The sequence below is a fragment of the Oceanicoccus sagamiensis genome (assembly GCF_002117105.1).
GTDB classification, from domain to species: domain Bacteria; phylum Pseudomonadota; class Gammaproteobacteria; order Pseudomonadales; family Dasaniaceae; genus Oceanicoccus; species Oceanicoccus sagamiensis.
In genome coordinates this window covers 3,363,907-3,387,775 of the sequence record NZ_CP019343.1, presented here as the reverse complement: position 1 = coordinate 3,387,775, position 23,869 = coordinate 3,363,907, and the positions used below count along the sequence as shown (strand labels likewise).

The window sequence follows — 23,869 nt, the reverse complement described above, 5'->3', positions numbered from 1 at the left end:
ACATCCAATATAGATGATTTTCAGGATTCGGGTATGGAATTTGGCCAGATATGGCTACCACTGCTATTTTTTTCACGGTCCCGCAATCCCCTACCCAGCACAGCTCTGGCATCTCGTTCACGCTTTCTTTCAAGGGCTTAGCCCGTAGGGTGGATTATAATCCATCGGTTATAAAGACTTATGGTTGGGCTTGGTGGATTGCAATCCACCCTACGATACTCACAGGCTTTGACCATCACCCCAAAGAAATGGCATCAATAATCTGTACGCCTGTAGGGATATTAGACGACGAGACTTCGGCCTCTTGATATTCGTAGTCACTCCTTTCGCCTTCCCGATCTAATGGCAAATCAGTAAAGTTAAACAACGCCGTATCAGCCAACTGTGAAGGTTTGACATTCTGTAACGCGCCAAAAATACTTTGCACTCGGCCGGGGTTTTCTTTTTCCCACTGCTGCAACATCGCTTTAATATTCTGGCGTTGCAGATTTTCTTGAGAGCCACATAAATTACAGGGAATAATCGGAAACTGTTTAATGCTTGCGTAACGCTCTAAATCCGCCTCTTTGCAATAGGCCATCGGTCTAATGACCACATTGCGTTTGTCGTCGGATAAAAGTTTGGGCGGCATAGCTGAAAGTTTTGCGCCATAAAACATATTTAAGAACATCGTCTCAACAATATCATCGCGATGATGACCCAGGGCGATCTTGGTGCAATGTATTGTTTCGGCAAACGCATATAAGGTACCGCGACGTAACCGAGAGCATAGAGCACAGGTCGTTTTACCTTCAGGTACTTTTTGTTTGACGACGGAATAAGTATCTTTATCAACGATATAGTACTCAATATCCAATGTATCGAGATAGTTCGGCAACACCTGCTCAGGAAATCCCGGCTGCTTCTGATCCATATTGACCGCCACCAACTCAAAATTCACCGGGGCGCTTTTTTGCAAGTTCATCAAAATATCGAGCATGGCATAGGAGTCTTTACCACCCGATAAGCAAACCATCACCCGATCGCCCTCTTCTATCATTGTATAATCTTCGATAGCGCGGCCGACATAACGCCGCAGGCGTTTTTGCAGCTTGTTAGATTCGAGTTTGCTCTTTCTGGTATCCAGGTCACTCATGGCGTTACTACTTGCGGTTAAAGATAAGGTTTTGCCTGCGCCTGCATACTTTCCGTTAGCGGGATCGCTTTGCGGTTCAGGGTATCGAAATAAACACTGGTACTTTCCAATGTCGCGGCCAACTGGTTTTTGGCCAGATTAAACATGCTATAGCTAACGGTAATGGATTTATTACCGACTTTGACAAAGTTTGCCCGCAGCTCTAATAAATCCCCTGCGGCCACCTCGTCCTGGTACTCAATCACATGTTTAACATCTGCCCAACCGCGGTTATCGGTTTTTGCCTGTTCGCCACTCCAACCAAAGACGGTATATAAGAAATGGTAGGAGGCATCGTCAAACATGGCAATATAATGCCGGGTGGTCATATGGCCCATCACATCACATAATTCCGGATGGGCTACGCCTTTGTATACAATCAAGCTATCGGACATGACTTGGACCTTATGGCTTAAGTTTTAGCTGCAAGGTTTCACGGGCTTGAGCTGGCGTTTGCAAGCTGGCACCCATCAGGTTGAGAATATTACCAGCGCGCTCTACCAGTTGAGCATTGGTCGCGGGTACACCTTTTTCCAGATAGAGATTATCTTCCAGCCCTACTCTGACATGGCCACCTAACAGCGCCGCCTGGGCTACCATTGGCATTTCCATGCTACCCAAAGCAAAACCTGCCCAGCTGGCCTGGTCCGGTAAATTATCGACCATTGTTTGGAAGTTGCGGGTTTTTATGGGCAGCATCACCGGAACCAGTGACCGCACAGGTGATAATCACAGAACGGTTCATGGTTTGTTGGGCGGAATTCAAAATGGTTACCTCGATAATTAGTAGTAACCGGCGATTGTACCACTAAAATACCTTGCCCGGATTGAGAATATTTTGCGGATCCAACGCCTGCTTCAAGACTTTCATCAAGGCCAGTTCTTCGGGGCTGCGGCTATAGTGTAAAAAGGGCTTTTTCTCGGTGCCGATACCGTGCTCGGCGGACACACTGCCACCGATTTTATCCAGCCCCTGATACAATAAATCATCAAATTGATAGCGCTGCTCCGGATCATCACTGCCAATACCGGCGATAATATGGATATTGCCATCGCCAAGATGACCAAATACCGCCCACTGCATATCCGGCCACTGCTGCTTGAGGCGCTGCTCAGCCGCCGTCAGATAATCCGCCGCCTGCTCTATAGGCATACTGATATCGTAGAGAAAAATCGGGCCAAGGATATTCATGGCTTCTATGTTATCCCGAATAGCCCAGAGGGCGTCTCGCTCACCCTGTGACTGTGGCAGGATGGCATCGATCACAGAACCCTGCTCCATAAGGTCCGCTAGAACCTGCTGAAACTGCTCTTCATCCCGTTGCTGGTGAGTGCCTTGTGTTTCTATGAGTACATAAAAGGGGTAGTCGCGGGACATGGGAGCAGTTTTGCCATAGCTGTTATCCGCCGTCGTAAACTGAAAATAATTATTCCACATCACTTCAAAGGAGCTCAGGCTGCCGCCAAATTCCCGGTCACAGTGATGCAGCAAGGCAATCACCTCATTAAAACTGTTTAAAGCCAGCAAAGCAGTATTTTCACTATTCATGGCCGGACTTAAACGCAGTACCGCTTTAGTCACAATCCCCAGCGTACCTTCCGTGCCAATAAATAATTGCTTAAGATCGTAGCCGGCATTATTTTTTAACACTTTATTCAGAGAGGAAATAACTGTGCCGTCTGCTAATACCGCCTCAAGACCGAGCACCAAATTACGCGCCATACCATAGCGAATAACACGATTACCTCCGGCGTTAGTGGCAATATTTCCGCCAATCGTTGCACTCCCTCTAGCACCCAAATCCAGCGGAAACTGCAACTGCATCTCTGCTGCTTTTTCCTGTACGACTTGTAAAGGCACACCGGCCTGAACCGTCATGGTGCGATTGGTGCTGTCACACTCTTCAATCGCATTCATCCGCTCAAGAGAAATCGCGATCTCTTGCTGTGAGCTAACAGCGCCATCCACCAAACCTGTTTTACCGCCCTGTAAGACCACGGCCTGACGATGCTCAGAACACAGTTTGATAATGGCGGAGAGTTCCTCAGTATGGCGCGGTCTTAGCACAGCCAACGCTTGCGTATCGCCGCCCTTCCAACCGGCAGAACGACTGCTAACATCATCACCCAGCAACACATTGTCTGCGCCAAGTAATTGCTGTAACTGTTGCACAATGTTATTCATGATTGACTCTCTGATATTTCGCCAATAAAAAAGGGGAGCCTCGACAGACTCCCCTTTTTTGTTTTAACCGGGTTTACCACTTGCCTTCGACATCACCCACGCGGTCGTAGCTATTGCCAACAATCACACCTAATTCACGCACTTCACCCTCCGCAAGGTGTACTTCAGGGCGACCGTGAGCAAAACGGTAATTACAGATCACCGCAACATCCCCTTTTTCCCATTTAATCGGCGCACCGTGACGATCATAGATATCGACAAATAATTGCAATTCCTCACGACTCATTGGTGTATCGTCACCAAAGGTCAGGTTAAGTGGGCGATCTTCATAGGGCAGATGCTGTACCAGCGGCCAGGTATCAAACCACATACCATGGTCGGCCACACTGCTATACAACAGATTGCGATCCAGCGGCTTAAAATATTCAAACGCTGAAATATAGTAACGGGTTTTTAATAAGCGGTCCGGCCCCCAGGAGGTTTGCAAACCACGACTCTCTGCAATCGCCACCGCTTCTTCCGGGTCTTCTGTAAGAAAAGATTTTTGCCAGTGATTATAAACACCGATTTCCTGGCGGCCCTTAAAGGCTTCACGGTCGGTCAGGTTACGGTGATAGCATAAACCTTTTTCTTTTAACTTTTGGCCAAACTCTGTCGCCAAAATATCATCGGTCGCTTTTAAGTTATCAGAGACAAAAGTCCAACCGCGATCACCCAAGGTGTGGTGACCTAAAAAACCCAACATTTCTGTGCTGCTGCCGACATAGGCCATTTCATGGTGGTAATGTAACCAGGCCGATAAGGGCGCACCCACTTCATAAACATTGGGCTGTAATTCACTGCGGGGGTTGGAGCCGCCTTTGTATTCGACCTGCTTTTTAATCACCAGCATGGCCGCCTTGTGCATCAGCTGCATATCGGTAAAACCGGTGTTGATTAAATGTACCAAGCCGACACGGTCAAATACCTCATTGATACGACGGTCGAGCTCGCCACCCGGTTGCAGGGCAGCCTCATCCAGAGCCATATCCGCACAATCAATTTGATAGCGTTCGGGGGCCACAGCAGGCTTACCCGTCCACCAGACTGGCTTGATAATATCCGGCAATGTAGTCTCTAGTTGTTCAGCGGCATTCATGATAATTGCTTGTTTACCTGTATTTAAACCCCGGCATTTTTCCGGCCGGCAATTCTACCTTAAACTTTTGTAATAGCTCAATATTTTCCTGCTGATTAATTGGGCGAATTACGGGTATTGACCAGATCGGTATCGGCGGCGATTTCCGCCAGCATCCACTCCCGGAATATCCGGACTTTTTCCTGCTCGGCCCGGTCCTGGCGGCAGACCAGATACCACTCCCCCGCGGCTTTAATGCGCTGTCCGGGGAATATCTCCATCAGTAGACCAGAGGCAATATCCCGCTCTACATAAGGCTGCATACCCAGCGCCCTCAACAGGGCTTGTCTATTAAAGGCACCCTACTGGTACTACCGGGCATTAAAGGCAGCACTGCCGGCCCCGGCGCCCTGCTGGAATGCCTCTACGCCGGTAATGGGCCCGCAGCCCTGCTGCTCTGTGAGGTGGAGAGCAGTGCCATCATCGCGGTGACCGCCTATGAGGCCTTGACCGAAGCTTCGATTCCTGTGGTTGAAATCAGTACCCGGACCGCCACGGCACTGGAATCGGGGTCATATTGGTGCATAGCGCCTCCCCAACTAAAAGCCGCCAGCAAATCTTAGGTTTTGGTGGAAATTTACCCGCTAAATCACTAGAATGGGCGCCCTAAATTTTGAGCCCCTAATCCGTTACAAACTATCAGCAAACGATAGCCAAACCATAGGAAACTACAATGAAACAACCCGTACGCGTTACCGTTACTGGTGCAGCTGGCCAAATTGGCTATGCACTTCTTTTCCGCATTGCTTCTGGCGCCATGTTAGGCGAAGACCAGCCTGTAATCCTGCAATTACTGGATATCACCCCTGCAATGGACGCCCTTGAAGGCGTTAAGATGGAATTGGACGATTGTGCCTTCCCTCTATTGGCCGGTGTTGTTTGCACTGACGACCCTGATGTTGGCTTTAAAGACAGCGACTATGCCCTATTGGTTGGTGCACGTCCTCGTGGCCCAGGTATGGAGCGTAAAGACTTGCTAGAAGCCAACGCTGCTATCTTCTCTGTTCAGGGTAAAGCCATTGACCAGAATGCCAGCAAAGACATCAAAGTATTGGTTGTAGGCAACCCTGCCAACACTAACGCTCTGATTACTCAGCGCAATGCACCGAGCATTCCTAAAGAGAACTTCACTGCCATGATGCGTTTGGACCACAACCGCGCCAAGTCGCAATTAGCGACTAAAACGGGCAAGGCTGTTACCGACGTTAAAAACATGATCGTTTGGGGCAACCACTCAGCGACTCAGTACCCTGATCTTTCAAACACCACAGTTGCGGGTACCCCTGCTCTGGATCTGGTTGAGCAAGACTGGTACGAAAACGACTATATCCCAACTGTTGCACAACGTGGCGCGGCTATCATTAAAGCCCGTGGCGCTTCTTCTGCCGCTTCTGCTGCTAACGCCGCTATCGACCACGTTCGCAGCTGGGCGCTGGGCACGACGGATGGCGACTATGTGTCTATGGGGGTTTACTCAGATGGCTCTTACGGTATTGAAGAAGGTTTGATCTACTCATTTCCTTGTACTTGTGAGAATGGCGAGTGGACGATTGTTCAAGGCTTGTCAGTTAGCGAATTCAGCCAGGGCAGAATGAAAGCCACTGAAGCTGAACTCACTGAAGAGCGTGATGGCGTGGCGCACTTGCTACCTTAAGCTAAACGCTTAGCTCAAAAAAAATGCCGCATTGATTGCGGCATTTTTTTTGGCTGATATCAGCTAGAAAAAGATCAGATAGATAAGCCCGATATACAGTAGATACTGCAAACTATAATAGAGCTTGCGGTTATAAGCTTTGAGCTTTTTGCCCTGAATTCTAATCTGGTAGAGATGGGAGAACAGTCTGTTTAAAAATCCCACCTTGTCCCCCGCTATATTTTTGGTCGCAGAGGCCGATAATACCAACGCAGAAAACCATCGATTAAAACCATCAATCAGCCTGGACTTAACCGGTCGCTTGATATCCAAAAATAAAATAATACGATTGGTATCAGTTTTATTTTCCGCATAGTGAATAAAGGTCTCATCAAAAATAACCGCCTCGCCATCTTTCCAGGCATATTTCTCACCATCAACCGTAATAAAACAATCCTCTGAATTAGGCGTTACCAGCCCAAGATGATAACGCAGCGAACCGGCATAAGGGTCACGGTGTTTGACCAGTCTGGCCCCGGGAGGCAGCATCGCAAACATAGCCCCTTTGACCTGAGGAATGGTATTCAGTAATGCCACGGTTTTAGGGCAGAGTTGATTGGCCGATAGTAATGATGAGCCATACCACTTTAAATAAAAGCGTTTCCAACCGGTACGAAAAAAGGAGTTAAAACCGATATCATCGAGATCATCCGATGATTTAATCTGCTGTTGCTGATTGAGGGCAACCGCCTCATCGCGGATCATTTCCCAGTTATCTTCCAAGACTCTTAAGTCTGGAAAATCGTCGACGTCAATATAAGCGGAATTAGCCACCTCGGATGAGGCATAAAAAAGACAATTAATCGGTGCTAAAAAGTTGGAATGATCGGTGATTTTTCTGGACAATTTTTCATGCTGTACCGCCCCTCGTCCTTGCACATAAATAGCGCAGGCAATAAAAACACATAATACGAATATTCCCATAGTTTCCATGCCCAATGTCATTATTATTTTGTAACGCGCAGGGTTTGCCAATGCGCTGCGAGATCTTAGCGATAACCTCTTATTATTACTTGAGTTTCCCTGTTTTTTAATCGCCCGTCAAATAAGCATCCGGCTTTATAATAAAGGCTCGATATACTCCACCATCAGTTGTAGCGTCTGATTGCCCCTAAACTCATTAACATCCAGTTTATAGACCAGCCTGACTTTATCGATCGACTGATCTTTCCATAACGCCATATCAACATTAAACGCGATCGCATCCAAAGGCTGCTGCGGCTGTTCTTCCAGAGCCAGCACCAGTTTTAAATGTTTATCTTGCAGAATCCGCTGCTGCACGAGTAGAAACTCACCATCAAATAAGGGCTCAGGAAAGTGCTGTCCCCAAGGGCCCGCATCACGCAGTAACTGGGCCAACTCCAGATTAAAGGAGTCTGCCGCCAAGGCACCATCACTGGCTAATACTGCCTGCAAATCGTCGTCGCTTAACTGTCGGCGTACCTCCTCGTCAAAGGCCTGCTCAAATAGCGGGTATTGATCTTTAGCCAGACTCATACCGGCAGCCATGGCATGGCCGCCAAATTTACTGAGTAGCCCCGGATGCCGGGAGGCTACCGCATCTAAAGCATCACGGATATGTAAACCGCTGATCGAGCGAGCAGAGCCTTTAATCACACCCTCTTCATCGGCATCGGCAAAAACAATAACAGGGCGGTGATAGCGATCTTTAATGCGCGAAGCCAGAATACCAATAACACCCTGATGCCAATTAGCATCATAGAGGCATAAGCCATAGGGCATATTGCCCTCTTCCACCTTAAGCGCCTTTAAGCTCTGCATGGCTTCACGCTGCATACTGCCTTCAATCGATTTACGGTCCTGGTTTAACTCATCCATCTGGCGGGCAATCTCACCGGCCTGATAAGGGTCATCGCTTAATAAACACTGAATCCCCAGTGTCATATCATCCAGCCGCCCAGCTGCATTTAAACGCGGCCCAACCGCAAAGCCTAAATCACTGCTGACCAGGCGCTCCGCATTGCGCTTACCGACCGCCAGTAAAGCCTTAATACCCGGACGGGTTCTACCGGCGCGAATACGGCGAATACCCTGCGCGACCAAAATACGGTTGTTTTTATCCAGAGGAACAACATCCGCGACGGTACCCAGAGCCACTAAATCCAAATAATCCGCCATCGCGGGTTCTTGAATCTGACGCTGCGCAAACCACTGCCGCTCCCTTAAGGCTGAACGCAGTGCTGACATCAGATAAAAAATAACACCGACTCCGGCCAGGTTTTTACTGTCAAAGTGACAGCCGGGCTGGTTAGGGTTAACAATAGCCGCTGCGGCGGGCAAGGTTGTGCCCGGTAAATGATGGTCAGTTACCAAGACCTTAATACCGGCATCATTGGCCGCTTTAACCCCGTCGATACTTGAGATACCGTTGTCCACGGTAATAATTAAGTCCGGTGAAAACTGTGTGGCAACCGCAACAATTTCCGGTGTTAGGCCATAGCCATATTCAAAACGGTTAGGCACTAAGAAGTTAACTGACTCAGCCCCCATTGCCGTTAAGGCCAATACCGCCAATGCGCTACTGGTGGCGCCGTCAGCATCAAAATCACCCACCACCAGCAGGCGTTGCTGTTGCTCTAGGGCGGTGACTAAAAGATCAATAGCTTCAGGCAAGCCCTTTAAGGATTGCGGTGTTAACAGGCCCGATAAATCCGTTTGTATGTCTTCATCAGAGGCTATACCTCTGGCGGAGTAGATTTGTTGCAGCAAGGGGGGTAATACATCAGAAAAGCGATTTTCTGCTTTGGGTCGGCGTTTTATTATTTTTTGCATAGCTTATCCGTACGCCGGGACAAGGTGGATCGCGATCCACCCTACGCAGGGTGGATTATAATCCACCAGAATCACGCAGTGATATTATCCACTACAAACTGCTGTACGCTGCTCAACTCATTATCAAGCACCGTACAACGCTCTTCATCATCAAACAAAGTGGCCATATGGTGCGGCAACTCAGGCTCATGGGGATAACCCGCCTTCATCACCGCTTCAGGGAACTTGGCTGGATGCGCTGTAGCTAAAGTAATCATTGGAATATCATCACGGCGACGCACCTTACGTGCAGCCTCCACACCGATGGCCGAATGCGGATCTAATAAATATTCCGTCGTGTCATACACATCGGCAATCGTTTTCACGGTTTGCTCGTCATCGACTTTATAGCTATCAAATAAGCTGCGCACATTAGCAAAAGCCGCATCGGTTAACGCCACATCTTCGGTTTGGAAGCGGGTCATTAAATCGTTAATCGCCGCACCATCACGATCATAACAATCAAATAACAGGCGCTCGAAGTTACTGGAGATAACGATATCCATACTGGGCGATAAGGTATGCGCCAATGCATGTTTGGCAAAATCGTTATTGCTAATACAGCGATGTAAAATATCATTGGTATTGGTGGCAACCACTAATTGATCAATGGGCAAACCCATTTTGGAGGCCAGGTAGCCCGCGTAAATATCGCCAAAGTTGCCGGTAGGCACGGAGAACGCCACGGGACGCAGTGGGCCACCCAAGGATAAAGACGCATAAAAGTAGTAGACAATCTGGGCCATAATTCTAGCCCAGTTAATAGAGTTTACAGCGACCAATTGCCGGTCTTCTGGCAAAAAGCTTTTATCATTAAAGCTGGCCTTAACCATAGACTGGCAGTCATCAAAATTACCTTTAACGGCAATGTTATGAATATTGTCCGCCAGTACGGTTGTCATCTGGCGACGCTGAACATCGGATACACGCTGATGGGGATGCAAAATAAAGATATCGATATTGCTGCATCGCTTACAACCCTGGATAGCCGCAGAACCGGTATCGCCGGACGTGGCTCCCATAATCACTACTTTTTGATGACGACGCTCCAGCACATAATCCAACAAACGCCCCAACATTTGTAATGCAAAATCTTTAAACGCTAACGTCGGGCCTTGAAATAGCTCTAATACCCATTCGTTTTTATCTAACTGCACTAACGGCGCAACGGAGGGGTGACGAAAGTCCACATAGGTATCATCAATAATCGCTTTTAAATCATCAGCGGGAATACAGTCATCCACGAAGGGCTGCACAATCTTAAAAGCCAAATCGGTATAGCTTAAGCCAGCCCAGGAAGCGATGTCTTGCTGAGAAAAAGTTGGCAAGCTTTCTGGTACATATAAGCCACCATCCGGTGCCAGACCGGTTAGCAAAACCTCTTCAAAATTTAACGCAGGAGCTTGTCCGCGAGTACTGATATATTTCATTTTTTAAACCAATAATAATCTGTTAATCATTAACCCAGTGACTCCACCCGAATACGGGTGACTTCGCCAGCTATGGAATCCAGCGCTTCTATGTCAGTGATCGCGGAAACCAATTTATTTTCAATCGAGCGACTGGTCAGGATAATCATCGGAACATGGTCCTGACCTTCGGCGGGTTCTTTTTGGGTAATCGCTTCGACACTGATACCCGCATTAGAAAGAATTTGCGCCACGCTGGATAGCACTCCCGGCTTATCCTGAGCAGACATACGCAGGTAGTAAGCGGTTTCGATATCGTTAATATCAACAATTGGGGTATTGCTTAAAGCATCTGGCTGGAACGCCAGATAGGGAACGCGATGACCCGGTTCAGCACTTAAGGTACGGGCCACATCCACAATATCAGCCACCACGGCCGAGGCAGTGGGTTCTGCACCAGCACCGGCTCCGTAGTAAAGGGTTGGGCCAACGGCATCACCCTGTACCAGCACTGCATTCATCACCCCATCGACATTGGCGATTAAACGCTTTTCTGGAATCATGGTCGGGTGAACCCGAAGTTCTACACCGCTATCGGTTTGGCGAGCCACACCCAAATGTTTAATGCGATAACCTAACTGCTCCGCATACTCCACATCATCCCGGGAAATTTTGGTAATACCTTCGGTATAGGCTTTATCAAACTGCAGCGGTATACCAAAAGCCAGAGAGGCAAGAATCACTAGCTTATGGGCGGCATCAATACCTTCGACATCAAAGGTAGGGTCTGCTTCGGCGTAACCCAACTCCTGTGCTTCTTGAAGCACATCGTGAAAGTCACGGCCTTTGTCACGCATTTCCGTCAGGATAAAATTACCGGTGCCATTGATAATACCCGCCAACCACTCAATACGGTTACCGGCCAAACCTTCACGAATCGCTTTGATAATCGGGATGCCACCGGCCACTGCCGCTTCAAAGGCAATGCTGACGCCCTGCTTGGCAGCCGCGGCAAAGAGTTCGTTGCCATGCTCGGCAATCAGCGCTTTATTGGCGGTAACTACATGCTTGCCATTGGCCACGGCTTTTAGCACCAGGTCTTTAGCCACCGTGGTGCCACCAATCAGTTCAACTACAATATCGACAGCAGGATCTTCAGCCACCGCAAAAATATCAGTGCTAATGGTAATACCTTCAATATCAGACCCGCGTCGGGCACCAATATGACTGACTTCAATACTGCAACCTGCACGGGCTGCAATCTCTGCACAATTACGAGTTAAGACATCGAATGTGCCTTTGCCAACGGTCCCTAGACCACAGATACCTACTTTTACGGGGTTCAAACTACCCTCTCCTGCTTATTGGTGAAAATGTCGATAAATTTTGAAGCAGCATTGTATTTCAGGAGCGCCTGCAAAGCCATCTAGAATGGGGGTATTTGTGTGGGTATTTGAGCGAGAGACACCCTTGCTGCTGGGTTAGCCGTTATTCCCGCATGGTCAGGGGCAACGGCCTAAAATAAGGCCAAGCGTATTGTAGCGCCAGCGCTTTAAGCCTATCAGGGCTTTCCAGCCTCAACTAACGGCCTGAGATTGTAGGGTGGATTATAATCCACCAATCCAGGCCCGAAACCTTGATAGCCGGTGGATGATAACTCACCCTACGGGACAACGTATTTTTCCCGGGCAGCAAAGTGCTTGCACGGGAATCACGGTTAAGGTCGGCGATTACTTCTTGTTGGCAGCCGCTTGTTTTTTCTGTAATTCAGCTGCTAAAGCAGGCTCTACCGCAATACCTAAAGCACTGGCTAACTGCAGCGCAGGCATATAACCCGGCATGAGACGACCTTCAGTGGTGACCAGCGCTGGCGTACCGCTAACACCCACCTGCTGACCTAATTTAAATTGCGCTTCCACCGGATTGCCCGGGCAGACATTGGTGGGGATGCGCTGTCGGGTTTTTAGCTTGGTCATCGCCGTTTGCTTGTCAGCAGCACACCAGGCACTGGCGATTTTCTTATAGGAATCGGAACCTATACCTGCACGGGGATACGCCAGATAGCGCACTTCAATGCCCAGTCTGTTCAAGTCAGGCACTTCCTGATGCAATTTCTGGCAGTAAAAACAATCAACATCGGTAAAGACCATAATGGCTGCTTTTGCGGGCTGCTGCTCAGGAGCGAAGATAATCATATCCTCGGTTTTAAGGGTGGCCATCAGTTCAGCGCGACCGCCTTCACGGGCCTTTTCAGCCAGATTGATAAAGCCACCGGGAGCGGCCTGGTAAAGATCACCCAAGACAAAGTACTTACCATCGGCCGTTGAGTAGAGCACAGGGCCATTGGCAACCTGCACGGCATAAAGCCCGTCAATCTCACTCACCATAATCGACTGCAAACCCAAGCCAGGACGACTGGCTTTAAAACTGGCCCTAATAGCACTGCTCACTTCAGCGGGCACAGCAGCAGGGGCTGGATCAGCTTGCTCCTGGGCAGTACTTAAGCTGGATACTGCCAGCATTAACAACGCTGCCGTTATGGTCGATAAACTCGCAAACACTTTCATGGAACTCTCTCTTTTCTGAATGGGTCATTAGGATTATTAGTATGCCGAACACCAGCATAGTTCATTTTACCTTAGCCGCGCGGGTGATGCTGTGCATGTAAATCTTTCATTCGCTCCCGGGCGACATGAGTATATATTTGTGTGGTGCTCAGGTCACTGTGTCCAAGCAGTAATTGCACAACCCGTAAATCAGCGCCGTGGTTAATCAAGTGTGTCGCAAAGGCATGTCGCAGCGTGTGGGGTGATAGCGGGCTACTAATGGCTGCCCGTTGGGCATAGACTTTAATACGGTGCCAGAAGGTTTGCCGGGTCATCATTGTGCCCCGCTTTGACGGGAACATAACATCACTCATGGTATTACCCAGCAGTAACGGCCTGCCCTTTTGCATATAGCGCTGCAACCATAGCAGGGCCTCTTCACCAGTGGGCACCAAGCGCTCTTTACTGCCCTTGCCCATCACTCTGACGACCCCTTGCGTTAAACTTAGCTGGCCTACTTGCAAGGATACCAATTCCGTTACCCGCAACCCTGAAGCATAGAGTAACTCCAACATAGCCCGGTCGCGCAGCTCTAAGGGCTCATCCGTATCAGGTGCGGCCAGCAAGGCTTCAACGTCTTCTTCGCTAATGGATTTGGGCAAGGGGCGACCGATAGCCGGGCTTTCTATATCGAGGCTAGGGTCCAGTGAAATCTGTGACTCCCGTAATTGGTATCGATAAAACCCCCGCAGACAGGACAGCAGCCTTGCCGCTGAGCGTCTTTTTGCTATCGGCGTTGATGATTGGCTTTTTTCCAGACGATAGGCCAGATATTCCTGGATATCACTGCCCTGCGCCCTTAATAGCTGCACCGAGCGCGGCAATAGCCAGCGGTCGAAATGGATTAAATCACTGCGGTAGGACGACAGCGTATTCTGGCTTAGGCCCTTTTCCATCCACAGGGCATCCAAATAACGGTCGATAACAGGGTTGTCGTGTTGTGTGTTTGTCATTATGGCAAGTAGATTGCCGCTGTTGGCCAACAATAACAATCTTTAAATACAAAAAAAGGCAGCCAATGGCTGCCTTTTAGTAGAGTGGTTGCTAAATTACTTAGCCAACTTCTCTTTGATACGTGCTGCACGGCCAGAAAGCTCACGCAAGTAGTAAAGTTTGGCCTGGCGAACATCACCGCGACGCTTCACTTCAATGCTATCAACCAGCGGGCTGTATGTCTGGAAAGTACGCTCAACACCCACACCGTGAGAAATTTTACGGACGGTAAATGCAGAGTTAAGGGCGCGATTGCGAACACCAATAACAACACCTTCAAACGCCTGTAGACGCTCGCGGTTACCTTCTTTTACTTTTACCTGGACTACAACGGTATCACCGGGACCAAAAGAAGGGACTTCTTTGGTCATCTGTTCCGCTTCTAGTTCAGCGATAATTTTGTTCTTGCTCATGGTTGACTCCTAAAGTCTTGCTGCCTGGCTTCACAGCCAGTATGTACTCTGTACTTATCGACTCCTTATGAGCCTACATTGGTCCAGACGAATATGTATCAAAGGCTCTACTTACTGCTCGGCTAACCCAGCGATAAATTCAGCCAATAATGCTTTTTCCTCGGCGTTTAACTCGCGATTATCAATTAACTCGCGCCGTCTCAGCCAGGTACGCCCTAACGCTTGTTGTAAGCGCCAGCGACGAATATTCTCGTGATCACCACTCATCAGTACCTCGGGTACTGGCCGGCCTTCAAACTCTTCAGGCCGCGTATAGTGCGGGCAATCTAATAAACCCTCGGCAAATGAATCTTCCTGTGCCGATTGGTCATGGCCTAATGCACCGGGGATTTGCCGGACTACGGTATCAATCAATACCATCGCCGCTAACTCACCACCACTTAATACATAGTCACCAATGGACCATTCTTCGTCAATCTCCGTATCGACTAAACGCTCGTCGATACCTTCGTAGCGACCCGCGACTAAAATCAAATTTTCTCGGCTGGCGAGTTCTTCTACGCCAGCCTGATCCAGTTGACGGCCCTGGGGAGACAGATAAATCACTGTGGTCTCTGACCCAAGCTTTTCCTTTGCGGCTTGTATCGCTCCTCGCAAAGGCTCAACCTTCATAACCATCCCCGGACCTCCGCCGTAGGGACGATCATCAACAGTACGATGCTTGTCCTCGGTAAAGTCGCGAGGGTTCCAATGCTGTACTGTGACTAAATCCTGTTTTACAGCTCGACCACTAATACCGTGCTCGGTAATGGCTGCAAACATGTCAGGAAACAGAGTGATAACACCAATTTGCATCAACCTGAACCCTTCTAACCGTAGGGTGGATTATAATCCACCAGCTTTGCCGGATTACGCTGCGCTAATCCAGCCTACAAAACCTATGCTAAAACTCAGCGTCCCAATCAACCCGCATCAACCCCGCTTCTATATCAACGGTTTTAATCACCTGATCCGGTATCCAGGGAATTAAGCGCTCCCGCTTATCGATACTGCCCTGGCACTTTTTAACAACAAGCACATCATTGGCGCCAGTTTCCATCATTTGCTTAACTTCCCCTAGTAGCTGCTCATCACCTTCTTCGTTGGTGGTAAACACTTTCAGGCCGTCAAGCTGGTGCCAGTAAAAATCACCTTGCGTTAATACCGGCATCTCGGACACCGGGATTGCTATATCACGCTGACAATAACCGCGAGCCTGCTCGCGATCATTGACGCCATCAATCAAAGCAATTAAACCTTTGCCGTGGCGCTTTGCTGCCTCAAAATCAATCGGCTCCCATTGGTCACCCTGATCGAGATAGCAAGACTTATAGCCCATTAAATTTTCCATGGGCTGGGTATAAGAGTGAATTTTGACCCAGCCTTTAATACCGTAAACCGATGTAATCTTACCGATTACAACAAGCTCGGAGGCTTCAGTCATCACCCTGTCTCAATAGCTTGCGCTATTAAGCTGCCGCTTTAGCCTGAGCGACCAAATTAGCAACGCGGTCAGACAACTGAGCGCCTTTGCTTACCCAGTAATCGATGCGTTCCTGATCAACACGCAGACGCTCTTCAGCACCGCTGGCGATTGGGTTAAAGATACCCACGCGCTCAATAAAACGGCCATCGCGAGAGGTGCGGCTGTCACTAACATTCAAGTGATAAAATGGGCGCTTCTTAGAGCCACCACGAGATAAACGAATAGTTACCATTACGTTATATTTCCTAACAATTACGCCCTGACAACTGGCCAGAGCTTGAAAATTTATACCCTGTTGCCAGCTAATCTTCGCAGGCAATAGGAAACCGAGAGACAATAGGTCCCCCGGAAAGGCGCGGTATTCTACGACATAGCCCTTCGATTTGGAACCGTTTAAGGAAGTTTTTTAACCCTATTTCAGGTACTTAGCCACAATATCTGGTGTTTTCGCAGCCATCATGGCCCAAATGCCCCAATAGCAGGGAATTACTGGCCCGGGAAGCCTCCGCCACCGGGTGGCATCATCCCCTGTAGGCCACGCATCATATTGGCCATACCACCCTTGGACTTCATTTTCTTCATCATCTTGGCCATCTGCTTATGTTGCTTGAGCAGACGGTTAAGGTCCTGGATTTCAGTACCGGAACCGAGAGTAATTCGGCGTTTACGGGAGCCGTTGAGCAGATCCGGGTTGCGGCGCTCAGCGGGGGTCATGGAGTTAATTAGCGCCTCCATGCGGGTAAACATTTTATTGTCGATCTGTGATTGAGCCATCTGGGCCATATTGCCCATGCCCGGCAGCTTATCCAGCATATCGCCGATACCGCCCATATTTTGCATTTGCTGGAGCTGGTCGCGCAGGTCGTTAAGGTCAAACTTCTTACCCTTTTTGATCTTCTTGGCCAATTTCTCAGCTTTTTTCCGGTCCAGCTTTTGCTCGGCTTCTTCAATCAGCGAAAGCATATCGCCCATACCCAAAATACGGGAGGCGATACGGTCGGGATGGAAAGGGTCAAGGGCATCGGTCTTCTCACCCATACCCATAAATTTAATTGGCTTGCCGGTAATATGGCGCACCGATAAGGCGGCACCGCCACGGGTATCGGCATCGGCTTTGGTCAGTACCACACCGGTTAAAGGCAGCGCATCGTTAAAGGCCTTGGCGGTATTGGCGGCATCCTGACCCGTCATGGCATCCACCACAAATAAGGTTTCAGCCGGGGTAATAGCCGCATGCAACTGCTTAATCTCGGCCATCATTTCTTCGTCGATAGCCAGACGACCGGCGGTATCGACAATCAGCACATCGGCAAATTGCACTTTCGCTTCAGCAATAGCGCCGTTAACGATATCGATAGGCTTTTGTTCAATGGTCGACGGATAAAAGATAGCTTCGACTTCAGTGGCCAGAGTTTCCAGCTGTTTAATCGCCGCTGGGCGGTAGACGTCGGCACTGACCACCATCACCTTTTTCTTTTCTTTTTCTTTTAGAAAGCGGGCTAGCTTGGCTACCGAGGTGGTTTTACCCGCCCCCTGCAAACCGGCCATCAATACCACCGCGGGTGGCTGGGTTGCCAGGTTCAGGCTTTCATTGGCCTTACCCATTAATGCTTCTAACTCGTCATTAACAATCTTGACGAACATTTGGCCGGGGCTAAGGCTTTTGCTAACCTCCTGCCCAACGGCTCGAACCTTAACCGCCTCGACAAAATCCTTGACCACTGGCAGGGCAACATCGGCCTCCAGCAGTGCCATACGCACTTCGCGCAGGGTATCTTTGATATTGTCTTCCGTCAGTCGCGCCTGACCAGTGATGCTTTTCAGGGAGTGTGATAGACGATCTGTTAGGTTCTCGAACATAATATTGTTAATCTCTGACGACGAGTTGTATTGAATTGATTCAATTAGTGTAAACTGGCGAAGTATAACCGAGCTGATAGCTCGAACCAATATATTCAATAACCAATATATTTAATCGACAATGCTTAACGGATAAGACCCAAAACGATAACGATGATCATCGCTGCCAATATCTTAGCTATTTGCCTCTATCTGCTAGCCGCAGGGCTGCAGGCTGCCTATCTGTTAAACAAAATCAAACAGCCCAAAACCTCCATCCTGTTAGGTATAGGGATTATTGCTGTGCTCGCCCACACTTATAGCGCAGTGCATACCATTTACTCTGAACAGCAAATCGATTTGGGCTTTTTCCGGGTCTCATCCTTAATATTCTGCTGTATAGCGGCTATTAACCTGATCAGTATTTTACGCCGCCCCACTAGTAATTTATTAGTGGCGCTATTTCCACTGGCGGCCCTGTCCATCGTTGTGTCCAGCCTCGCCTCACCGGTGCGCGGCATTTCGGTGGCTTCGCCAGGCTTATTTAGCCATATCCTGATTTCTATTCTGGCTTATAGCCTAATGACCATTGCGACTATTCAGGCGATTGCCCTGGCCTTACAGGAACGCCATCTTAAAGGACATCATATGGGCGGTATTTTAAAAGCCCTACCGCCGCTGCAAACCATGGAGCAAATCCTGTTTGAGTTGATCTGGATCGGCATGGGACTGCTGACCCTGTCACTGGTTACCGGCTTTATCTTTATTGATGACCTGTTCGCTCAGCACCTGGTCCACAAAACCTTTTTCAGTATTCTTGCCTGGGTCATCTTTGCCATCTTGTTATGGGGCCGACACCAACTAGGCTGGCGCAGCCAAACAGCGGCCCGCTGGACCTTTGTAGGCTTTGCCGCATTGATGCTGGCCTACTACGGCAGCAAATTTGTGCTGGAGCTGATCCTGTCGTAAGGCGGATTACAATCCACTGCTGTTTCATAGTTCTTTATGGGCTGGGATCGAGCTGCACTGGGTAGGGGGTTGCGGGACACGCTGCAAGCCATCCTTGTACCCAAAGCACTCCCTTCGGTCATGGGGCAGGCTCGGCGCTCATGAAAATACGTCCCTGTATTTTCAAGGTCCCGCAACCCCCTACCCAGCACATCTCTGGCATCACGTTTACACTTTCTTTCCGTAGGGTGGATTATAATCCACCGGTATATGGATGCTCATGGTTAGGCTTGGTGGATTGTAATCCACCCTACGATACTGGTTTCAACAAACTTGAAAGAATGCATGATCTTAAGGCAGTGAGGGGTCTGTTTTCAGGGGCGTCAAAATGCATGAATGCATTTTGTCGAGCGCCGAGCCTGCCCCATGACCGAAGGGAGTGCTTTGGGTACATGGATGGTTTACAGCGTCCCCTGAAAAAAGACCCCTTACTGCCGGACGTTTATCGCAAAGCCTATTAACATTCGTGAACCTGTGAGACAGCAGTGGATTATAATCCACCCTACATAGTAGTTGCTTATAACCCCATTATTCTTCAAGATATGCAGCCCTGAATAATAAAAGGAACATCACTCGTTGAACGAGTTATCCCTGGAAGTACTATTCGCCATTCTGGCGGTTTTACTACTACTCTCTGCCTTCTTCTCCAGTACCGAAACTGGCATGATGTCACTCAACCGTTATCGACTGAAACATCTGCGCAAAAAAGGCCATAAAGGGGCACGCCGCGCCTCTCGCTTGCTCAAACGCCCCGACCGTTTAATTAGCCTGATCCTGATTGGCAATAATTTAGTAAACTTTGTTGCCGCCTCCTTATTTACGGTGATTGTGATTCGCTTATGGGGCGAAGCCGCTTCCGTGGTGATTGGCCCGGTTATTTTAACGCTGGTATTTTTGATCTTTGCTGAGATCACCCCAAAAACCATCGCTGCCTTTTACCCAGAAAAAATCGCCTTCCCTGCCAGCGCAGTCTTAGTGCCACTATTAAAAGTTCTCTACCCGCTGGTATGGTTTATTAACAATATCACCAACAACCTGTTAAAACTGGTAGGTATAGATACTCGCAAACAAAACGATGAAAACCTAAGCCATGATGAACTACGCACCATTGTTGATGATGCAGGCCCTCATATCCCACAGCGCCACCAGGGCATGCTGTTAAATATTCTCGATCTTGAACAGGCGACGGTTGAAGATATTATGATCCCCCGCAATGAGGTGGTCGGGATAGACCTCGATGATGATGATGACACTTTGCTGGAACAACTGCGCTCGATAGAATTTACCCGTATCCCTGTGTTTGAAGAGGATATTAATAATGTGATTGGTATTTTCCACCAACGCAATGTTAGCCGGGTTATTGATGAGCAAGGCAATATCGACCGCAGCAGTTTAATGAACCAAATTCGCGAGCCTTACTTCACACCGGAAGCCACACCACTGCACACCCAACTGGTTAATTTCCAACAAGCCAAGCGCCGCCTGGGCATTGTAGTAGATGAATATGGCGTGGTTCAGGGTGTCGTAACACTGGAAGATATTCTGGAAGAAATTGTTGGTGAATTTACGTCCAATATGACGGACCAAATTAAGGACATTCATGCCCAGCCTGACGGTTCCTTTATTATCCATGGCACCGCCACTATTCGCGATATCAATAAAGGACTGGACTGGGAACTGCCCGCGGATGGGCCAAAAACCTTAAACGGCTTATTACTGGAACAATTGGAATCTTTCCCGGATGGCTCTGCCTGCGTTGCCGTTGAGAATTACTATTTTGAGATTCTGGAAATCAAGGACAATATTGCGACGACGGTGAGGTCGGTAAAAGCCGAAGAAAGTAGTACCGAGGAAGAAGAATAAAATGTCATTCCCGCGAAGAGGGAAGCTAGCACTAGTGAATGACTGTCTGGGGAAAATACTTTAGAGAAACTCAGGCCCGTAGGGTGGATTACAATCCACCAATCCCAGCCGTAAGCTAGCCTATACCGGTGGATTATAATCCACCCTACGGGCTAGCTAGAATTTTAACACCGACGTGTACCGCGGAAACGACTGAATTAAGGCATCTCGTCGATCTCGGCCCCTTCCTTAACGGGCAAGATCAAATCTTCTTTGGCAATACCCATCACCAATAGAATATTCGCAGCGACATAAATAGAAGAATAAGTACCCACTAAAACACCGATAATCAACGCCATAGCAAAGCCATGGATTAACTCACCGCCGTAAATAAATAGTGCCAGCAATACCAACAAGGTAGTTAATGAGGTCACTAAAGTACGAGCCAGTGTTTCTGTTAAGGAGGTATCAATCACTTTTTCCGCATCGGCTTTGCGAATCTTACGGAAGTTTTCCCGGATACGATCCGACACCACAATGGTATCGTTAAGGGAATAACCAATCACGGCTAATACCGCTGCCAGTACCGTCAGGTCAAAATCCAATTGCAGGATAGAGAAGACACCCAGCACAATAATCACATCGTGAGCCAAAGCGGATACCGCACCCACCGAGAACTTAAACTGGAAACGAAAAGCGATATAAACCATCACCATGCCCAGGGCCATCAGCATCGCCAAACCGCCCTGCTCTTTTAATTCATCACCCACCTGCGGCCCCACAAACTCAATACGCCGCAAATCAATACTGCCATCAAAGTCCTGCTGTAATACGGCAACCAGCTCGGCACCCAACTTATCACTATAACCTTCTGGCAGGCGTACCAAAATATCGGTCTCAGAACCAAAGTGCACCACCACGGCATTGTTATAGCCAGCCTCAGCAATGGTATTACGGATATTGGTTAGCGGTTCAACCTTGCTATAACCCACTTCCACCAGCGTGCCACCGGTAAAGTCCAAACCAAAATTTAACCCCTTAGTCGCCAGAGAACCCAGCGAGGCGAGGAGCAAGACCAGCGAAAAAATCATCGCCAATTTGCGCTGCGCCATAAAAGGAATAATCTTCTGCGTAACTGTTTCTTGTTGTTCTGACATAAAACTTTTTCGCCTCAGCGAGCTTGCAAATGTGTTCAATAATTAAATGGATAACTGCTTAACTTTACGGCCACCGTAAACCAGGTTGATCATCGCTCTTGAAACCACAATCGCAGTAAACATCGATGTGATAATACCCAGCGATAAAGTGACCGCAAAACCGCGCACCGGACCTGCACCCACAGCATATAAAATAACCGCTACTAACAAGGTCGTAATATTGGCATCCATAATGGTAACGAAGGCACGGTCATAGCCAGCACTGATCGCTTGCTGCGGCGACATACGATTCCTTAGTTCTTCGCGAATACGTGCAAAAATCAAGACATTGGCATCCACCGCCATACCCACAGTCAACACAATACCGGCAATACCCGGCAGGGTTAATGTCGCCGAAAGTATCGACATCAAAGCAATCAGTAAGATCAGGTTAAAGCTCAAACCAACAACCGCCACGACACCAAACAACCGATAATAAATCACCATAAACACGGCAACCAAGGCCAAGCCTATTTGTACTGAAATAACACCCAATTGAATATTTTCAGCACCGAGTGACGGACCGACGGTGCGCTCCTCAACAAAGTCGATGGGCGCAGCCAGAGCACCGGCACGTAATAACAGGGCCAGCTCTGCCGCTTCCGCGGGATTGTCCAGACCGGTAATTCTAAATTGCACACCCAGAGCATCCTGAATAGTGGCCAGGCTGATAATTCTCTTTTCATCAAAGGGGACTTTGATGGTAATTTCTTCACCCGCTTCATTGGTTTCATAGCGAGTTCGACTTTTACGCTCAATAAATAACACCCCAAACGGCGCTGGATATTATGCCGGGTCACCCGGTGCATCATGGCACCCCCTTCGCTATCCAATGTGATATTCACTTGTGGCTGACTACTCTGGGCATCAAACCCCGCCGAAGCACTGGCAACACGTTCACCGGTAATAACAACATCGCGCTCAAGAAAAGCACTGCCTTCGAGTCGGCCTTGATCACGGAATTTAAATTCTTCTTTGGATGAACTGGCCGCATCAAATTTGGCCTCTAGACGAAATTCCATATTGGCGGTTTTACCCAGAATACGTTTAGCCTCAGCAGTATCCTGAATACCGGGTAATTCAACCACAATACGGTTGCGACCCTGGCGCTGTACCAGCGGCTCAGACACGCCCAATTCATTAACTCGATTACGCAGCGTTATTAAGTTTTGATCCACCGCGTAGTCTTCGATTTCTTTAATTTTGGCGGGGAGTATCGCCAGATAGAGAAAGAAACCGTCTTCATTATCAACGGCCTGACGTTGCAGTTCGCTATATTCACTGCGCAATTTACTGCTAGCCCGATCACGGAGCTCTTCAGTTTTAAATTTACCGCGAATACGACCATCGTCTTCCAAGCGAATAAACCCGCGAATTTTGTCTTCCCGAAGTACCCGTTTGACGCCATTGCTGTAGTTTTCCATCCGTTTGGCAATCGCCGCGGCGGTATCCACCTCTAACAGAAAGTGCACCCCCCACTTAAATCAAGACCAAGCTTCATCGGCTGGGCACCCCAGTCGGCAAGCCAGTCAGGGGTTGTTGAGGCCAGATTCAGGGCAACAATATACCCATCACCCATAGCGCGCTGAATAGCCTTTTGTGCCGGCAGCTGCTGCTCACGATCTTTTAAACGAATTAATGCATTGCTGCCTTTTTCATTAACCTCACCACCAAAGAACTCAATATTAGCCGCCGTTAGGGACTTGGTGGCAATCGCCAGGGCCTTGTCATCAATCACCGTAGCACTGCTCTCACCGGATATTTGCACGGCGGGGTCTGGCGCATACAGGTTGGGGGCGGCATAGAAAAAGCCAAAACAGACCACTAACAGTATGAGTATGTATTTCCAAAGAGGGTATTGATTTAGCATAGGGGTTCCATAAAATTGGCGTTCTTTGCCGCCGTTATATCACGCTCATTGTACTTTTGTTATTGTGCGCTGCTTTTTCGTTTTGTCATTATATAGCAGCCAGTATG

At 48.6% G+C, this 23,869-nt stretch carries 22 protein-coding genes and 1 pseudogene; 4 read left to right on the top strand and 19 right to left on the bottom strand.

Annotation, left to right across the window (positions count from 1 at the left end):
• Positions 1–235: 235 nt before the first annotated feature.
• From ttcA to BST96_RS15520, 6 genes are all read right to left on the bottom strand, one after another.
• A complete protein-coding gene (gene ttcA, locus BST96_RS15545) occupies positions 236–1,135 on the bottom strand; it encodes a tRNA 2-thiocytidine(32) synthetase TtcA (RefSeq protein WP_085759583.1) in 900 nt (299 codons plus the stop codon).
• Between the two features lie 17 nt (positions 1,136–1,152).
• Positions 1,153–1,569: an acyl-CoA thioesterase gene (locus BST96_RS15540; protein ID WP_085759582.1), complete on the bottom strand. Its 417-nt coding sequence runs from the start codon at positions 1,567–1,569 to the stop codon at positions 1,153–1,155.
• 10 nt (positions 1,570–1,579) lie between these two features.
• Complete coding sequence (locus tag BST96_RS15535) at positions 1,580–1,873, bottom strand: 3-keto-5-aminohexanoate cleavage protein (RefSeq protein ID WP_085759581.1); 294 nt, start codon at positions 1,871–1,873, stop codon at positions 1,580–1,582.
• Between the two features lie 109 nt (positions 1,874–1,982).
• Positions 1,983–3,359, bottom strand: coding sequence for an FAD-binding oxidoreductase (locus BST96_RS15530; protein WP_085759580.1), 1,377 nt, complete (start codon positions 3,357–3,359; stop codon positions 1,983–1,985).
• Positions 3,360–3,432: 73 nt separating this feature from the next.
• Complete coding sequence (locus tag BST96_RS15525; protein WP_085759579.1) at positions 3,433–4,497, bottom strand: TauD/TfdA family dioxygenase; 1,065 nt, start codon at positions 4,495–4,497, stop codon at positions 3,433–3,435.
• A 95-nt stretch (positions 4,498–4,592) separates the two neighbouring features.
• Positions 4,593–4,799, bottom strand: a complete 207-nt coding sequence (locus BST96_RS15520; protein WP_085759578.1) for a hypothetical protein — start codon at positions 4,797–4,799, stop codon at positions 4,593–4,595.
• Between BST96_RS15520 and BST96_RS15515 the strand changes: the two genes are divergently transcribed.
• On the top strand, positions 4,776–5,099 hold the full coding sequence (locus tag BST96_RS15515) for an aconitase X swivel domain-containing protein (RefSeq protein WP_085759577.1): 324 nt from the start codon (positions 4,776–4,778) through the stop codon (positions 5,097–5,099). The two genes, BST96_RS15520 and BST96_RS15515, sit on opposite strands and share 24 nt — an antisense overlap.
• 110 nt (positions 5,100–5,209) lie before the next feature.
• Positions 5,210–6,190: a malate dehydrogenase gene (locus BST96_RS15510; RefSeq protein WP_085759576.1), complete on the top strand. Its 981-nt coding sequence runs from the start codon at positions 5,210–5,212 to the stop codon at positions 6,188–6,190.
• Positions 6,191–6,253: 63 nt separating this feature from the next.
• Here the strand turns inward: BST96_RS15510 and BST96_RS15505 are convergent, their stop codons facing one another.
• From BST96_RS15505 to ffh, 11 genes are all read right to left on the bottom strand, one after another.
• On the bottom strand, positions 6,254–7,153 hold the full coding sequence (locus BST96_RS15505) for an aspartyl/asparaginyl beta-hydroxylase domain-containing protein (protein WP_085760558.1): 900 nt from the start codon (positions 7,151–7,153) through the stop codon (positions 6,254–6,256).
• A gap of 135 nt (positions 7,154–7,288) precedes the next feature.
• Entirely contained in the window at positions 7,289–9,022 is a 1,734-nt protein-coding gene (recJ, locus tag BST96_RS15500) for a single-stranded-DNA-specific exonuclease RecJ (RefSeq protein WP_085759575.1), read from the bottom strand.
• 71 nt (positions 9,023–9,093) lie between these two features.
• A complete protein-coding gene (gene thrC, locus BST96_RS15495) occupies positions 9,094–10,491 on the bottom strand; it encodes a threonine synthase (RefSeq protein ID WP_085759574.1) in 1,398 nt (465 codons plus the stop codon).
• 29 nt (positions 10,492–10,520) lie between these two features.
• Positions 10,521–11,816: a homoserine dehydrogenase gene (locus BST96_RS15490; protein WP_085759573.1), complete on the bottom strand. Its 1,296-nt coding sequence runs from the start codon at positions 11,814–11,816 to the stop codon at positions 10,521–10,523.
• Positions 11,817–12,200: 384 nt separating this feature from the next.
• Positions 12,201–13,037 (bottom strand): DsbC family protein, encoded by an 837-nt coding sequence (locus tag BST96_RS15485; protein WP_085759572.1) that lies wholly within the window; start codon positions 13,035–13,037, stop codon positions 12,201–12,203.
• A 71-nt stretch (positions 13,038–13,108) separates the two neighbouring features.
• Positions 13,109–14,029, bottom strand: coding sequence for a site-specific tyrosine recombinase XerD (gene xerD, locus BST96_RS15480; RefSeq protein ID WP_085760557.1), 921 nt, complete (start codon positions 14,027–14,029; stop codon positions 13,109–13,111).
• Positions 14,030–14,125: 96 nt separating this feature from the next.
• Positions 14,126–14,482, bottom strand: a complete 357-nt coding sequence (gene rplS / locus BST96_RS15475) for a 50S ribosomal protein L19 (protein ID WP_085759571.1) — start codon at positions 14,480–14,482, stop codon at positions 14,126–14,128.
• A gap of 111 nt (positions 14,483–14,593) precedes the next feature.
• Entirely contained in the window at positions 14,594–15,337 is a 744-nt protein-coding gene (trmD, locus tag BST96_RS15470; protein ID WP_085759570.1) for a tRNA (guanosine(37)-N1)-methyltransferase TrmD, read from the bottom strand.
• Between the two features lie 88 nt (positions 15,338–15,425).
• A complete protein-coding gene (rimM, locus tag BST96_RS15465) occupies positions 15,426–15,965 on the bottom strand; it encodes a ribosome maturation factor RimM (protein ID WP_085759569.1) in 540 nt (179 codons plus the stop codon).
• Between the two features lie 25 nt (positions 15,966–15,990).
• Complete coding sequence (gene rpsP, locus BST96_RS15460) at positions 15,991–16,239, bottom strand: 30S ribosomal protein S16 (protein WP_085759568.1); 249 nt, start codon at positions 16,237–16,239, stop codon at positions 15,991–15,993.
• A 254-nt stretch (positions 16,240–16,493) separates the two neighbouring features.
• A complete protein-coding gene (ffh, locus tag BST96_RS15455) occupies positions 16,494–17,867 on the bottom strand; it encodes a signal recognition particle protein (protein WP_085759567.1) in 1,374 nt (457 codons plus the stop codon).
• A 153-nt stretch (positions 17,868–18,020) separates the two neighbouring features.
• On the opposite strand from ffh, the gene BST96_RS15450 reads away from it, so the two are divergent.
• Together BST96_RS15450 and BST96_RS15445 are read left to right on the top strand one after the other, a co-directional pair.
• Positions 18,021–18,815: a cytochrome C assembly family protein gene (locus BST96_RS15450; protein WP_085759566.1), complete on the top strand. Its 795-nt coding sequence runs from the start codon at positions 18,021–18,023 to the stop codon at positions 18,813–18,815.
• Between the two features lie 615 nt (positions 18,816–19,430).
• Positions 19,431–20,717, top strand: a complete 1,287-nt coding sequence (locus BST96_RS15445) for an HlyC/CorC family transporter (protein WP_085759565.1) — start codon at positions 19,431–19,433, stop codon at positions 20,715–20,717.
• A 197-nt stretch (positions 20,718–20,914) separates the two neighbouring features.
• Here the strand turns inward: BST96_RS15445 and secF are convergent, their stop codons facing one another.
• Together secF and secD are read right to left on the bottom strand one after the other, a co-directional pair.
• Positions 20,915–21,853, bottom strand: coding sequence for a protein translocase subunit SecF (gene secF / locus BST96_RS15440; RefSeq protein ID WP_085759564.1), 939 nt, complete (start codon positions 21,851–21,853; stop codon positions 20,915–20,917).
• A 42-nt stretch (positions 21,854–21,895) separates the two neighbouring features.
• Positions 21,896–23,762, bottom strand: a pseudogene (secD, locus tag BST96_RS15435) (protein translocase subunit SecD).
• Positions 23,763–23,869 lie beyond the last annotated feature (107 nt).